The sequence below is a fragment of the Hymenobacter sp. CRA2 genome (genome assembly GCF_002007105.1).
Classification (GTDB): Bacteria; Bacteroidota; Bacteroidia; order Cytophagales; family Hymenobacteraceae; genus Solirubrum.
In genome coordinates, this window is the sequence record NZ_MVBC01000013.1 from 77,648 (window position 1) to 93,004 (window position 15,357).

Below are 15,357 nucleotides of genomic sequence, written 5' to 3' on the forward strand. Positions count from 1 at the left end.
GGACGGGCGCCAGACACATCCTTTAAAAGTACCATGAAACAACTCCTACAAACGGGGTGCCTGTTGCTGCTGTGCCTGCTGACCAGCTGCACGCAGAACCTCTTTCAATCAGCAAGCAAAACCGAGTACAAAAAGCTCACGCTCGACCCCGAGTACCAGTACCAGATCCGCAAAGACGACAAGCTGAGCGTGAGCGTGTGGGACCACGAGGAACTGAGCGTGGGCTCCATCTACAGCATTTACAACTCCAACGAGGTATATGGCAAGTGGCTGCTCGTCGATGCCCAGGGCAAGGTAGCGCTACCGAAGGTGGGCCCCTTCCAGGTGGAAGGCCTGACCGTGCCCGAAGCCGAAGCCAACCTCAAGCAGGTGCTGAGCCAGTGGGTCGTCAATCCGCAGGTCAACATCAAGGTGCTCAACAAGCAGGTGACCGTACTCGGCGAGGTAAACACGCCCGGCAACCTGCTGCTGGAAAAGGAGCGCAACACGCTGGTGGAAGTGCTCGGCCGCTCCGGCGACTTCAACGAGTACGCCGACAAAGAGCACGTGAAGGTGCTCCGCTCCATCGGGGCCCAGGTGCACGAGCTGGAAGTTGACCTTACGCGGGCCGACAATCTGGACCTCACCAACATCGTGGTGCTGCCCAGCGACGTGGTATTCGTGCCCGCCCGCAACGGCAAGCAATTCAACAAAAAGTCTGGCTCCACGCTGGCCGTGGCGTCGAGCATTACCGCCTTCATCGTTCTCACCCGCCTGATTTTCTCCCTATGAGCGAGCTGAACCAAACCCTGCGCCTGGTGCGCCCGCTCTGGCGCGGCTTGCCCGTTATTCTGCTCTGCACGGCCCTGGCCGTGGTGGGCGCCTACCAGTACCTGCGCTACGCCACGCCGCAGTACGAAAGCACGGCCAAAATCAAGCTGGCCGAAACCAACGAAAGCGCCATCAGCACCAACCTGGTAAAGACTACGGACGTTTTCGCCCAGAACAACAAGATCGGGGCCGAGGTAGAGCTGCTCAAGTCGCGGCTGCTGCTGGACAAGGCCCTGCAAACCCTGCGCTTCGAGCTGAGCACCTACCGGGTGGGCGACATCCGCAAGACCGAGCTCTACAAGCAGAGCCCCTTCGCCGTCGAGCTGAAGCTGAGCAACCCGCGCTGGCAGGACCAAGCATTCAAGCTCGACATCATCTCCGACGACGAGCTGACGCTGACCGCGCCCTCGGGCGAAACCAAGCAGGGCCGCTTCGGGCAGGTGCTGCTCTTTAGCGGGGCGGAAGTGACCATTGCCAAAAACCGGACGCTGCTGGCCGAAAAGCCCGACCTGGCCCTGGCCGATACCTACGAGTTTGTGCGCCACTCGCACGACCGGCTCCTGCAGGACGTGCTCGACCGCCTCGACATCACCAGCGTCGACAAGGACGTGGCCGTAATCCGGGTGAGCTTCCGCAGCCCGGTGCCCGACAAGGCCGCCGACCTGGTGAATGCCCTGACCCAGGTGTACATGCAGGATTACCTGGAAAACAAATACAAGGTGGCCAACACCTCGGTGGACTTCATCGACCAGCGCCTGCAGGCGGTGGGCCAGACCCTGGCCCAGTCGGAAAACTCCATCGAAGGCTACCGCGACCAGAAGCGCATCGTGAACATCGGCCAGGAAACCGACACGGAGCTGCACAAGATTGCCGAGCTGAAGATGCAGCGCGCCAACCTGCGCATGAGCCTGGCCGCGGCCACCAAGCTGTACCAGTACATGACCTCGGGCGAGCAGAACGTGCTGGAGCTGGCCCCCAACTTCGAGGCCTTCAACGACCTGCTCTCCAACGAAATCGTGAAGAAGATGAAGGATCTGCAGGCCGATAAGCGCGACCTGCTGCTGCGCTTCAAGCCCGAAGACGAGAAAGTGGTGGCCATCGACCAGAAGCTGGCCGACCTGAACAGCTACCTCACCGAGAGCATCAAGAACACCCGCAACGCGCTGCAGGTGAAGTACGCCGAAATTGACCAGGCCATTCAGCAGTCGGAAAAGGCCTTCGTGGGCCTGCCCACCCGCGAGAAAAACCTGGCCATTCTGGAGCGCAACTTCCAGCTGAACGAGAAGCTCTACACCATGCTGCACGAGAAGAAAACGGAGGCCGAAATTGCCAAGGCCGCCCCGACTTCTTACCACCGCATCATTTCCGAGGGCGTACCGGCCACCGAGCCCATCGCGCCGAACCACCTGCTGGTGCTGCTGGTATCGGGCTTCCTGGGCCTGGTAGCGGGCACGGCGCTGGTGTACCTGTTCTCGGCCGCCCGCGCTACCCCGAACGATACCTTGCAGATTCAGAAGGAGTCGCGCATTCCGGTGGCCGTGAGCATTCCGTTTCTGCCCGCTGGGGCCCAGCGCGTGGCCTACTTCCGCCAGCTGGCTACCCGCCTGGAGCTGAAAGGCCTGCTGAACCAGGGGCAGAAAGTGGTGGTAAGCTCTTTCGAGGAGCAGGAAGGCTCCGGTTTCTTCTTTGAGAACCTGACCTCCACGCTGAACGCGCAGGGCAAGAAGCTGCGCGGCATCCACATCACCGACCCGCAGACGCTGAACCCGGCGGCCCTGGACTCGGAGCTGATGCTGGTGCGTAACCTGCCCCTGAACGAGGACAGCCACGCCTTGGCCGTGATGGCCGGCGCCGACGTGAACCTGGTGCTGCTCGACGGCTGCACTACCCCGCTGGCTCGCATCAAGCAGCTGGAAGAACTGGTGGAGGAGTACAAGCTGCCGAACGTGCACTTCTGCCTGAACCGCGAAGGCTACCGCCCGGGCTTGTTCCGCCGCTTTGGGAAGCGCCCGGCCAAACAGGCCAGCTGGAAGTTTGGCGAAGCCCGTGCTGGCGCCCACGCTACCGCGTAAGCTTGCCGCCCTGCCGGCCCGCTACTGGGTAGTAGCGGGCCAGGCAGTGGTCAGCGCCACGTCCTTTCTCACCAATGTCTTCCTGGCCCGGCTCTGCGGCCTGACGGTGTTTGGCGAGTACAGTGCCTGGCAGATGGTGCTGCTGCTGGCCCTGGCGGTGCAGGGCGCGCTCATCTCGCAGCCCATGCAGATCGTGCACGGGCAGACGGCGGCCGCCCGGCGCCCGGCCTACCGGCAGGCGCTGCTGACCATGCAGCTGGTCTTCAGCTTGGTAGCTGCACTAGCCGTGGCCGGCGTCAGCCTGGCGGTGCCGGTCGCCACGGCGGCGCTACCGGCCTTTCTGGTGTGCCTGGTAGCTACCTGTGGGCAGGATACCGCCCGCAAGCTGCTGCTGGCCGAGGGCCAGGTGCAGGTAGCGCTGCTAAGCGACGTGCTATCGGGCGCGGGGCAGCTGCTGGTGCTGCTGTACTGGGCCGTGGGCCGCGTGGCCGTGCCGCTGCCGGCCGTGCTCTGGGCCGTGGGGCTGACCACCGTGCCGGCCCTGCTGCTTTCGGCCGCTGCGCTGCGCTGGCGGCCGGGCTTCGCAGCCGGGGCCCTGCGCGAATTCGCGGGGGCGCACGGCCGGCAGGCCCGCTGGCTGCTGCCCACTGTGCTGCTGCAGTGGACCTCTGCCAACGCCTTGCTGGCTTTTGCCGGCTGGGCCGGCAGCGCGGCCACGCTCGGCATCCTGCGCCTGGCCCAGACGCTGATGGGCATCTTCAACGTGGGCCTGCAGGCGGCCGAAAACTACGTGCTGCCCAAGCTCAGCCAGAGCTTTGCGCGGCAGCCGCGGCTGTTCGAGCAGCAGCGCGCCCGCCTCACGCGCACCATGCTGCTGCTGGCGGCCGGGCCCATTGTGCTGCTCTTCGTGCTGGCCGGGCCCATCGTAGGTTGGCTGCAGGCCGATGCGCTGCAGTACAGCAACGTGCTGCGCTGGTGCTGCGTGCTGTACGTGGTGATTCTGCTGGTGTACCCGCTGCGCCTGACCGTGCGCCTGCTCGATGGCTCGCGGCCCTACTTCGTGGGCTACGTGCTCAGCATCGGCGTGTCGTTCGGGCTGGGGCGCTGGCTGATCGGGCAGTGGCAGGCCAGCGGCGTGGTGCTGGGCTGGATAGTGGCGCAGGTGGTGCTGGGCCTGTACTGGGGCCTGACCGTGTGGCGGGCCCAACGCAACAACTCAACTGAACCGGGCGGCCTGGCTGCCCTCGAAACGCAATGAAAGTTATTCACCTCATCCTGGGCAAAGCCAACCCGGAGCGCATGAACGGCGTGAACAAGGTGGTGCACGCCCTGGCCACCGAGCAAAGCCGCGCCGGCTGGGACGTGGAGGTCTGGGGCATTACCCGGGACGTGGCCGAAAACTACCCGCCCCGGGAGTTTCGCACCCGCCTGTTTGCCGCGGGCCGCAACCCCTTCCGGCTGCCCGGGGCGCTGACGCACGCCCTGCACGACGCGGCCCGGCCCGCCGTGGTACACCTGCACGGCGGCTTCATCCCGACGTACTACGCGGCGGCCCGCCAGCTGCGCACCTTGGGCCTGCCCTACATCGTGACGCCCCACGGCAGCTACGGCCCCCAGGCCCTGCGCAAAAACCAGCTGGCCAAGCGCGTGTACCTGCGCCTCTGCGAGCAGTACGTGCTCCGGCACGCCGCCCGGGTGCATTGCCTGGGCCAGAGCGAGGTGCAGGGCCTGCAGGCCCTCAACCCCGCGCTGCCCACCAGCCTGCTGCCCTACGGCTTTGAGCTGCCGGCCGCCGGCCCGCCGCCCGTGCCCACGCCGGGCCAGGTCTTCCGCGTGGGCTTCTGCGGGCGCCTCGACGAAAGCCACAAGGGCCTGAGTTGCCTCATTGCCGGCTTCGGCGAATTTGCCCGCCGGCAGCCCGGGGCCGAACTATGGATTATCGGCGACGGCCCCGACCGGGAGCGGGTGGAGCGCTGGGCCGCCGCCGCGCCCGCCGGCACCATCAAGGTGCTCGGCAGCCGCTTCGGCGAGGAGAAGTTCGACCTGCTGCGCCAGCTCGACGCCTTCGCGCACACCTCCCACTACGAGGGCCTGCCCGTGTCCATCCTGGAAGCGGCTGCGCTGGGCATTCCGTGCGTGGTGACCGAGGCCACCAACATGGGCCCGTACATCCGCCGCTTCGAGTGCGGGCAGGTGCTGGCCGAAGCCCAGCCCGGGCAGTTTGCCGCTGGCCTGCAGCGCTGCTTCGAGCAGTGGAAGAGCACGCCGCGTCCGCAGCTGCGCCAGCGGTGCCGCGACATGGTGAGCACGGCCTTCGCCTGGCCCACCCTGCTGCACGATTATCAGCGCATGTATCAGCAAGCCCTTTATGCGTAGCACTTCTCCCCCCGACCACCGCCGGTTTCTGCGCCTGCTGCAGGTGCTGCTCACGCTGGTGCTGCTCGTCAAGCTGGCCGGCTTCTTCACCTGGAGCGAAGACGTGGGCTTCACGCGCGCCTTCAAAATGGTCAGCCGCCTCTCCATGACGGCCGCCGCCTACGGACTGTACCGGCTGATTCTGAGTCGCGGCGCCGTCGACTCGTTTCGCTGGCACAACAGCCTGGCCCCCATCCTCTACGCGGGCTACCTGCTGCTGGGCCTGGCCTCGCTGCTCTGGTCCACCGACGCGGCGTACTCGCTGCTGCAGCTGGTGATGGACGTGGAGAGCCTCGTCTTCGCGTTCTACTTCGTGAAGTGCTTTCTGCTGCTCGATGCGTTTTTCCCCACCAGCCGCATCAGCTTGCCCAACGTGGTCGGCAACGCCTCGTTTGGGCTGATTGCGGTATTCTTAGGGGGCATGCTGGTAGCGCCCGAGGTGTTTTACCGCCTCACCCACAACGGCGAGGAGGCCCGCCTCGGCGGCTTCCTGATGAACCCCAACGAGCTGGGCATGCTCTGCGTGGTGGGCATCTCCTGCCTGAGCTTCAATTTCTACCGCGGCTACCACCCCCTGCTGACGGCCCTGAAAATCCTGCCCCTGTTCTATGCCCTGCTGCTCACCGGCTCGCGCTCCTCGCTCGTGGGCTTCCTGCTGATTGCGCTGCTGCACGTATTCCAGTCGGGCCACCGGCGGCTGCAGTGGGCTACCGCGGCCGCCGCGCTGCTGGCCGTACCGGTGGCCGTACGCACCCTGTTCATCAAGCAGGGCGGCGTGGAGGAAGTGCTGAGCCTGACCGGCCGCCTGCCCTTCTGGCACGCCCTGCTCACCGAAGGGCTGCCCAAGGAGCCTCTGCTGGGCTACGGTTTCATGCGCATTGCTTACGGCGACTATTTTCAGAGCACCCACACCTACGCCGCCCAGATGACGCACAACACGTTCATTCAGGTGCTGCTGAACCTGGGGCTGGTAGGTTTCGCGCTGGTGCTGGCTCAGCTCACGCTCACCCTGCGCGGCTTCGTACGCACCCGGCAGACCGAGCGGCGCCTGCTCTTCTTCGGCCTGCTCATCCCCATCCTGATCAACTCGTTCACCGAGTTTGGCATCTTCGGACAGACCAACTACGGCATTCTGTTCTACCAGCTGCTGATTTTCCTCATCAGCCTGCGCTACCACCCGCTGCTCTCCACGGCCGAAAAGCTGCTGCTCAAGCGCAAGCGCCCCGAGCTGCCGCTGCTGCCAGCCTGATGCACCCTCTGCGGCCGGCACACCAGTTCAGTGCCTAGATGGACCGGGCCCGGCCAGCGCGCATTCCTCTTTCCTCACTGACGCACGCTTTCCGGGCCTCCGCCGGGGCAGCTGCCTGCGCCCTGTTGCCAGCCCGGCCGCCCGTTTCGCAGCCGCCCAAATACCGCCCCACTCTTTCCACAGCCTTCCCCACCGGTGCCTGCACCGCATTTTTTCCGGCTTTTCACATCCCATTTTTATGAAGACACTACTAAACAACTCTCACCGCGTGGCCAGGCTGCTGGGCCTGCTGCCACCCCTGATGCTGATGGGCCTGCTCCTCTTTGCGCGCGAAATCCGGTCGGCGCGCCGCCCGGTGCTGCCGGCCAGCACTACAGTGCTGCTGGTATGCCACGGCGAAAAAGCCCCAGTAGGCACCAGCGGTACCCCGCTGGCCCCAGCCGGGCAGGTCCGTGCCCAAGCCCTGGCCGATTTGCTGAGCCAGCGCGGAGTCGCAGCCGTGTTTACGCCGCCGGTGCCCAGCTGCCGGGCCACCGTGGCGCCGCTGGCGCAGAGCATCCACCTGACGCCCCTGGTGTACAATGCCACGCAACCCAGCGCGGTAGCCAGCCGCATCACCCAGCAGTACGCCGGCAAAACCGTGGTCGTGGTCGGCGAGCCTGCTACCCTGCTGCCGCTGGTCGATGCGCTGGGCGTGCCCCGGCCCGTGAGCAGCGTAGCCGAAACCGACCACGACCTGCTGCTGGAAGTACGGCTACCGGCCGATGGCTTCCCGATGGTGCTGACGCGCCGCTACGGCGCCTCGGAGTAGCCTCGCTTCCACTCCCGTTGGCATGTGTCGCCCAAAGACGAAGCCCTATCTGAGCGAGCTAAAAAGCCCGTTCCGAGGCACCCGGCCGCATCTGGCTCAGCGAGCGGCGTAAACGGAAGCAGGTCGCAACTGACCTGCTTCCGTTTATAGCGGCTGGGTAAACACTTGTAGCGCGTGCTTCGGCCCGCGTCCGTCCGCACGATTACGTGCGGACGGACGCGGGCCGAAGCACGCGCTACACCATTTGCGGACAGCTGTGGAAAGTAGCATTCAGGTCATGCAGACTGGTCTTTGAGCGGCGGGGAGCTATTGCCTAAGTAACACTCCGGCTCGACCGGTAGCCCGCCCGCGCCGCCGTTTGGGTAGCGCGGGCCGGGGTATTTTTTCGCTGTCCAACACCAATCCAAGCGCTGGATCAGGCTGTCCGAGCCCCCCCCAGCACTTGGACTAGGGCTCCAAACCCGGGAGTGATAGTCCAGCTCATAGACTGGCAGGACGAATCATTAAAATATACTCATTGATTACCAGATCGTTATCTGCAAAATAATTTCTGGCCCTGCCTTGGCATCAGGGCCGGCATGCACACAACTACCCTATCCGATGATGATCAGCAACTGCTGACCAGCCTGATGGCCAAGCTGGGCTATGCGGCGGTTAGCCAGGGCGGCATCCAGCTGCGCGGCTTACGCAACCCCGGCGGCAGCCTGCGCTGGGTGTGGCCGGCCCGGCTGCGCCAGCCGCTCTTCCTGGAGTTCTATAATGCCTCGTCGCCCAAGGCCCGGCTGTTCTGCGCTCTGGTGCGGCTGGTGTTTGCCTGCGGGCTCACGCGCTGGCTGTTTCCGGTGTTGCCTGGCCGTTTCGCCAGCACTGGCACGCGCAGCTGGCCCGCCACCGATTTTGCCCTGTTTACGGGCACGCCCGGCCCGTACCGCAAAGCCGTGTGCTGCTCCGTCGACAAGGCCGGCCGCCGTACGTTTGCCAAGCTGCCGCTCACCGCGGCGGCGGCCCATAAGGTGCAGGCCGAAGCCCGGGCGCTGCAGGCCCTGGCCAAGCGCCCGGCCGCTTCGTTCTGCGTGCCCGAAGTACTGGCCGCGCAACCGGGCTTTCTGCTGCAGCGCGGCGTGAAGCCGGTCCGGGCCCGGCGCGCCAGCCAGCTCACCGGCCAGCACCTGGCTTACCTGCGCGAGCAGTTGCAGGCCGCCACCGCACATCCGCTCGCCGAAACCGAGTTCTGGCAGACGGTGCAGCGCCAGGTTGCGCGCCTGCAGGACCTGCCCGACACGCGCATTCCCTTCGGGCTGCGCACCAAGCTGCAGTTGCTGCTGGAGCGCATCGAGCCGGGGCAGGTTCTGCCGCTGGCCTTTGCCCACGGCGACTTCACGCCCTGGAACTGCTGGCTGGCTCCCGACCACCTCGCCCTCTACGACCTGGAGTTTGCCCTGCCCGCCGCCCCACTGCTCTACGACCTGTTTCATTTCCACGTGCAGCAGGGCCTGCTGGTGAGCCGGCAGCCCGCCGCACAGATCCGCAAGCAGCTCTGGCAGCAGGCCCGCACGCATTTCCCCGAGTTGACCGAGGAGTCGTTGCGCACGGCCCTGCAGCTGTACCTGCTGCACCAGGTATCCAGCTACGCGCTGGTGTACCACGCCCAGGAGCAGTGGCACACGCAGGTGCAGTGGCTGCTGGCCGGCTGGAACGAGCTGCTGACCCTGGAGCTGGCCGCCCACGTGGAGCACCGCCAGCTTTGCCTCTACGACCTGCTCGACGGCCTGCCCGCCCGCGGCGGGGTGGTGCTCAAGCAGCGCGCCGCCAACGCTTATTACCCCGCCGCCACCTCCGACGTGGACCTGCTGCTCCCGCATGCGCAGGTGCAGGCCACGGCGGCCTTTCTGCGCCGCTTCCCGCTGGTGCGCTCGGCGGCCGTGCGCCGGCAGGCCCACATGGCGTCCGTCGACTGTTTTTTCCACGACGGCTCCTTCCTCTCGGTCGACCTGCTGCACCAGGTGCTGCGCAAGGCCGTGCAGATGGTCGACAGCGCCGAAATGCTGGCCGGGGCCCGCGTGGCTTCGGCCGGGGTACCGGTGCCAGCCCTCTGGCACGACTTCGAGTACACCTGGCTGTTTTATTGGCTCAACGGCAGCGACGTGCCGGCCCCGCACCGCCGGTTTTTCGAGCAGCGCAGCCCGCAGGAGCAGCGCATGCTGCTGGATTACCTGGTCGATAAGTACTGCCTGCACTTCGACAGCGTGGCCTCGGCCTGCACGTACCAGCCGCTGATAGCCGTGCAGCTGCGCCTGATGGTGCACGCCCAGGCCGGCAATGGCTACTGGCAGCTACAATGGCGCAACCTGCGCTACGCACTGCACACGGCAGCCTCGTTTTTCCGGCCCCACGGCTTCGTCATCACCTTCAGCGGCGTCGACGGGGCGGGCAAGTCCACGGTCATCGAGCACATCAAGGAGCGGCTGGAGAAGAAGTGGCGCAAGCGCGTGGTGGTCATCCGCCACCGGCCGTCGGTGCTGCCCATCCTCAGCGCTTGGAAGTACGGTAAGGCCGAAGCCGAGCAGCGTGCCGTGCAGACGCTGCCCCGCCAGGGCGAAAACCAGAAGCTCAGCTCCTCGCTCGTCCGCTTCGGGTATTACTACCTCGATTACCTGCTGGGCCAGGTCGTGGTGTGGCTTAAGTACACCCGCCGCGGCATCGTGGTGCTCTACGACCGGTACTACTTCGACTTCATCAACGACAGCCGGCGCAGCAACATTAGCCTGCCCGAGCCGCTCACGCGGGGCCTGTACGCCTTCGTCAACAAGCCCCGGCTGAACTTCTTCCTCTACGCCGACCCGGAGGAAATCCTGCGCCGCAAGCAGGAGCTGTCGGGCGACACCATCCGCGAGCTGACGCAGAAGTACCAGACGCTGTTCGGGCAGCTCGCGGGCAAGTACCGCCAGTCGCAGTACGTGCCCATCGAAAACCATAACCTGGACGACACGCTGGCGCTGATCGGGCGCTACATCCAAGCCGAAATTCAATGAAACAACTGTTAGAAAGCCTCGTGCGCCGGCGCAACCCGCACTTCGCCATTCACCCGGCCGTATCGGTGGGCTGGCTGGCGGGCTTTGCCGGGCGCACGGCCGCGGCGCTGCTGCGCGGCCAGAAGCTGTGGCTGCGCGGCCGCCGCCCGCACGGGGCCCTGCTGGGCCGCGGCGTGCGCTTCGAGTACCTGAGCCGCATGCGCTTCGGGCGCTGGCTGAAGGCCGGCGACGGGGTGCGTTTCAGCGCCCTCTCCACCCGCGGCCTCTCCCTGGGCGACAACGTGAGCATCGGCGCCTTCAGCCAGGTGGTCGTGTCCACGTCGTTGCAGGAGCCGGGCGCCTTCATCCACATCGGCAACTCGGTGGGCATCGGCGAATTTGCCTACCTCGGCGGCGCCGGCGGCCTTTCCATCGACGACCATTGCATCATCGGCCAGTACTTCAGCTGCCATCCCGAAAACCACGTGCACGCCGACATGGAGCGGCCCATTCGCCTGCAGGGCGTCACGCGCCGCGGCATTCACATCGGGGCCAACTGCTGGATCGGCAGCAAGGTCACGGTCCTCGACGGGGTGAGCATCGGTGAGGGCTGCGTGGTGGCCGCCGGGGCCATGGTGACGCGCCCGGTGCCCCCGCGCTGCGTGGTGGCTGGCGTGCCGGCCCGCATCATTTCCCTGCGCGAGCCCGCAGCCGTGCCGAACGAACCCGTATCCGCCTGATGAACACCGTGCTGATGACGGCTTACGCCGTCAACCCCTACAAAGGCTCGGAGGACGCGACGGGCTGGAACCTGATTCTGCAGGCGGCCCGCACGCACCGCGTGGTGGCCGTCACGCGCGAAAACAACCAGCCGCCCATCGAGCGGTACCTGCTCGCGCACCCCGAGCTGGCCTGGGTGCGCGAGCAGGTCGAATTCCGCTACTTCGACCTGCCGGCCTGGACGCGCTGGTGGAAAAAAGGCCCGCTGCTCTCGGTGCTCTACTTCTATCTGTGGCAGCTCGGGCTGGCCCTGTGGCTGTGGCGCCGCCCCCCGGCCGTCGACCTGGTGCACAACCTCAACTTCCACAGCGACTGGACGCCCTCGTTTCTGTGGCTGCTGCGTCGGCCGCTGGTGTGGGGCCCCATCGGGCACCACGCGCCCATCCCGGCCAGCCACCTGCGCCCCCACGGCCGCCGCGCCTACTGCCAGGACCGCCTGTTGAGCTTGGTAAAACGGGGATTCTGGCGCCTGGACCCGTTTTTGCGCCTGACGCGCCGCCGCGCGCGGCGCGTGCTCTGCGTCAACTCCACGGTGGCCCCGCAGCTGCGCCTGCGCCCGGGCAAGTTTGAAATCGTGCCGGCCGTGGCCGTGGACCTGCCCGCCACTGCTCCCCGCCCCGCTACCAACGGCATATTTACGGTGATGATAGCCGGGCGCATGGTGCCGCTGAAGGGCTTCGACGTGGTGGTGCAGGCCTTCGGGCGCTTCTACCACCGGCTCGGCCCTTCGCAGCAGCGCAACGTGCGGCTGCTGCTCATCGGCAGCGGCCCGGAAGAGGCCCGGCTGCGGCAGTTGGTCACGGCTCAGGGCCTGGACCTCTGCACCGAGCACCGCCCCTGGCTGGAGCGCGCCGAGCTGCTCACGCTGTACGGCCGGGCTTCCGTGTTCTTCTTCCCCTCGCACGAAGGCGCCGGTATGGTGGTGCTCGAAGCCCAGAGCTACGGCGTGCCCGTGCTCTGCTACCAAAACGAAGGCCCGGGCGAGTTGGTGCCCGCCGCTTCCGGCCTGAAAGTGCCCTACGCCTCCCGCGAACAAAACCTCAATGACTTTGCCGCGCAGCTGCAGCGCCTGTTTGCCGACCCGGCCCTGCAAGCGGCCGAGGCCGAGCTGAGCCGGGCCCACGTGGCCGCCCACCACACCTGGGCGCGCCGCGGCCAGCAGTTGCAGCGCATTTACCAGCACGTATTGCCCCAATGAAGAGAGTTATTGCCGCCCACCTGCTCAACGACCGTAGCGGCAGCCCGCTGGTGCTGCGCACCGCCCTGCAGAGCCTGCACGCCGCCGGCTTCCGCCTGGAGCTGCTGACGGCCACCGGCGCCGAGCCTGGCTTTCTGAGCGACCTGCCCGGCGTGACCACGCACCCGCTGCCCTACCGCTGGAGCCCGAACAAGTGGCTGACGCTGCTCTACTTCCTGCGTGCCCAAGTGCTGCTGTTCGTCAAGGTGCTGCGCCTGGCCGGGCCCGGCACGGTGGTGTACGTCAACTCCCTGCTGCCGGCCGGGGCCGCGCTGGCCGCATGGTGCCGCGGCGCCCGCGTGGTGTACCACCTGCACGAAGTGTCCATCCGGCCTGCGCTGCTGATGCGCCTGCTCTGCCTGGTAGCCAATATCACCGCCGACCGGGCGCTGTTCGTGTCGTGCTACGTGAAGCGCACCCTGGGCCTGCGGGTGCCGCAGCAGCACGTGGTGCCCAACGCCCTGTCGGCGGCCTTCGTGGCCGAGGCCCTGGGCGCGCGGGCCCGCCCCGCCACCGCCCCGTTTGTGGTGCTGATGGCCTGCTCGCTCAAGGACTACAAGGGCGTGCCGGAGTTCCTGCAGCTGGCCCGCGCCCTGCCCGATATGCAGTTTGAGCTGGTGCTCAATGCCCCGGCGGCCCAGGTGCAGCACTACCAGCGCCACGGCGCCGTGCCCGCCAACCTGACGCTGTTTTCGGCTACCCAGGACATGCACCCGTTTTACCGCCGCGCCGCCGTGGTGCTGAACCTCTCGCGCCCGGCGGAGTGGGTCGAAACCTTCGGCATGACCATCCTAGAGGCCCTGCAGTACGGCCGGCCCGTCGTCGTGCCCACGGTTGGTGGCGTGGCCGAAGTCAACCAGGCCGGGCAGACCGGCTTCGCCATCGACGGACGCAACCTGCCCGCCCTGCGAGCTGCCCTGACCCTGCTGCACCACAACGCCCAGACCTACCAGCGCATGGCCAGTGCCTGCCGGCTGCGGGCGGCCGAGTTTGCCCCGGCCCGCTTTGCCCAGCAGATTCAGCAGCACTTCCAGGCCGAGTGCGCGGCGGCCCCGGGGCTGCCCGCCAGCTAACCGGTCCACACCTGCTACTGCTTTCCGGCGGCTGCCCGCCGCTTTCACGCTTACCCGTCGGCCAAGCACCGCCGGCCCTGCTCCCTTCCTGATTGACTTCTACTCTTACCCCACGCATGACACGCAAGAAAGTCGCCGTTATCGGCACCGTCGGCCTGCCGGCCTGCTACGGCGGATTTGAAACCCTCACGGCCTACCTGACCAAGCACCTGCACCAGGAGCACGAGCTGACGGTGTACTGCAGCGGCAAAAAATACCCCAAGGAAAAGCGCCAGCGCACCTACGAAGGCGCCCGGCTGGTGTACCTGCCCTTCGATGCCAACGGCGCCCAGAGCGTCATCTACGACTGCCTTTCCATTCTGCACGCGCTGTTTTTTGCCGACGTACTCCTCATTCTCGGCGTGCCGGGCGGCATTCTGCTGCCCTTCGTGAAGCTGTTTACCCGCAAGAAAATCATCATTTCCATCGACGGGCTGGAGTGGCGCCGCGACAAGTGGAGCCCGGCGGCCAAGTGGTACCTGCGCTTCGCCGAAAACCTGGCCGTGAAGTTTTCGCACGCCGACATTTCCGACAACGACGCCATCCAGAACTACACGGCCCGCACCTACAGCACGCGCAGCAGCGTCATCGAGTACGGCGGCGACCATGCCGTGTGGCAGCCAATTACCCGGGGGCACAAAAAAACGTATCCCTTTTTGGGACACCCCTACGCCTTTAAGGTCTGCCGGATCGAGCCCGAAAACAACGTGCAACTGATTTTGGAGGCTTTTGCCGAGCTACCGGACTATCCGTTTGTGCTCGTTGGCAACTGGGCCAACAGCGAATTTGGCCGCCAGCTCAAGGCGCACTACAGCGAGTACCCCAACCTGCACCTGCTCGACCCGATTTACAACCAGCAAGAGCTGGATGTGCTCCGCAGCAACTGCTTCGTGTACGTGCACGGACACAGCGCCGGCGGCACCAATCCCTCGCTGGTGGAGGCCATGTACCTAGGCCTACCCGTGCTGGCCTTCGACGTGTCGTTCAACAAAGCCACGACCGAACACCGGGCCCTGTATTTTGCTTCGAAAGAGGAGCTGAAGGAGCGCATCCGCAGCACACCGTACGCTACCTGGAAAACCCTGGGCGCCAATATGCTGGCCATTGCCCAGCGGCGCTACACCTGGGCCGTGGTAGCCCGCAAGTATAATCACCTGATTTACAAAGTCTGTTCGGCCACGCAGAAGGGCAGCATCCGACCCCGCCTAAGCCAGCTTACGCGGCGCGACCTACTGGAACATCAGCTCGGGCATTACCACGCGCTGACACTGTTTCACGAGGACGAACGGTAAGCAAGCCGCCGAGGAAGCCAGCTAGGGCACAACCACTTCTTATCGGCAGAAGCCAAGCGGGTAGCTTGGGAAGAGCAAATATCTTCCCAAGCTACCCGCGTTATGTGCCGTCCACGCATCGGGGCAGCTCTCGTGGGCTCCAGTTTGGGTATCACCCCAAGCATGACCAAGTAATCTAGCTGGATAGTTTGCTTCCGCCCCCGAACCGGCCTGTGTAAGCACGCGGAACGCCCCGGCGGTGACTGGGCTGCCGTGCTTGTTGCTGGGCGCAAGATGCTTCGCCTCCGTGGATGTTGGCTGATGCAGGAAATTTGAAATATTTTCAGGAATGGCTTAACCAAAAGATATGAGGCACATGATACACGTCATGGCTTTTTCAGCAAAAAAGTGCAATACGCATGCGCTTATATTGCGAATATTTTCAACCTGTTTCATTTTGGCAAAAAGCCTCCCATAAACGGAAATACAGCACTAATTCAGTCTGTTTATCGAGAATAACCCAATAATATTTAGATACGTAGCTATACGTATGTGGAACAAATAAATCATACTTTTGCACCCGCTTTGC

General features: G+C 65.4%; 11 protein-coding genes. All 11 read left to right on the forward strand.

Annotated features, from left to right (window positions below; all coding sequences use genetic code 11):
• Positions 1 to 33: 33 nt before the first annotated feature.
• The 11 genes from B0919_RS18940 (at position 34) to B0919_RS18990 (ending at position 14,789) form a co-directional block, all read left to right on the forward strand.
• On the forward strand, positions 34 to 771 hold the full coding sequence (locus tag B0919_RS18940; protein ID WP_078013859.1) for a polysaccharide biosynthesis/export family protein: 738 nt from the start codon (positions 34 to 36) through the stop codon (positions 769 to 771).
• Positions 768 to 2,882: a GumC family protein gene (locus tag B0919_RS18945; RefSeq protein ID WP_078013860.1), complete on the forward strand. Its 2,115-nt coding sequence runs from the start codon at positions 768 to 770 to the stop codon at positions 2,880 to 2,882. The genes B0919_RS18940 and B0919_RS18945 overlap by 4 nt, the downstream gene beginning before the upstream one ends.
• Positions 2,845 to 4,140, forward strand: coding sequence for a lipopolysaccharide biosynthesis protein (locus B0919_RS18950; protein WP_078013861.1), 1,296 nt, complete (start codon positions 2,845 to 2,847; stop codon positions 4,138 to 4,140). The genes B0919_RS18945 and B0919_RS18950 overlap by 38 nt, the downstream gene beginning before the upstream one ends.
• The gene (locus tag B0919_RS18955; protein ID WP_078013862.1) at positions 4,137 to 5,258 is read left to right on the forward strand and encodes a glycosyltransferase family 4 protein; all 1,122 of its coding nucleotides are present in this window, start codon (positions 4,137 to 4,139) and stop codon (positions 5,256 to 5,258) included. The genes B0919_RS18950 and B0919_RS18955 overlap by 4 nt, the downstream gene beginning before the upstream one ends.
• Entirely contained in the window at positions 5,251 to 6,546 is a 1,296-nt protein-coding gene (locus tag B0919_RS18960) for an O-antigen ligase family protein (RefSeq protein ID WP_078013863.1), read from the forward strand. Before B0919_RS18955 ends, B0919_RS18960 begins: the two co-directional genes overlap by 8 nt.
• Before the next feature lie 238 nt (positions 6,547 to 6,784).
• Positions 6,785 to 7,357 carry a histidine phosphatase family protein gene (locus B0919_RS18965; RefSeq protein WP_078013864.1) on the forward strand — a complete coding sequence of 191 codons (573 nt, stop codon included), beginning with the start codon at positions 6,785 to 6,787 and terminating at the stop codon, positions 7,355 to 7,357.
• A 578-nt stretch (positions 7,358 to 7,935) separates the two neighbouring features.
• A complete protein-coding gene (locus tag B0919_RS18970; RefSeq protein ID WP_078013865.1) occupies positions 7,936 to 10,389 on the forward strand; it encodes a hypothetical protein in 2,454 nt (817 codons plus the stop codon).
• Complete coding sequence (locus tag B0919_RS18975) at positions 10,386 to 11,108, forward strand: acyltransferase (RefSeq protein ID WP_078013866.1); 723 nt, start codon at positions 10,386 to 10,388, stop codon at positions 11,106 to 11,108. Before B0919_RS18970 ends, B0919_RS18975 begins: the two co-directional genes overlap by 4 nt.
• Positions 11,108 to 12,346, forward strand: coding sequence for a glycosyltransferase family 4 protein (locus B0919_RS18980; RefSeq protein ID WP_078013867.1), 1,239 nt, complete (start codon positions 11,108 to 11,110; stop codon positions 12,344 to 12,346). Before B0919_RS18975 ends, B0919_RS18980 begins: the two co-directional genes overlap by 1 nt.
• The gene (locus B0919_RS18985) at positions 12,343 to 13,458 is read left to right on the forward strand and encodes a glycosyltransferase family 4 protein (RefSeq protein WP_078013868.1); all 1,116 of its coding nucleotides are present in this window, start codon (positions 12,343 to 12,345) and stop codon (positions 13,456 to 13,458) included. The genes B0919_RS18980 and B0919_RS18985 overlap by 4 nt, the downstream gene beginning before the upstream one ends.
• Before the next feature lie 116 nt (positions 13,459 to 13,574).
• Positions 13,575 to 14,789 (forward strand): DUF1972 domain-containing protein, encoded by a 1,215-nt coding sequence (locus B0919_RS18990; RefSeq protein ID WP_078013869.1) that lies wholly within the window; start codon positions 13,575 to 13,577, stop codon positions 14,787 to 14,789.
• The last annotated feature ends 568 nt before the right edge of the window (positions 14,790 to 15,357 follow it).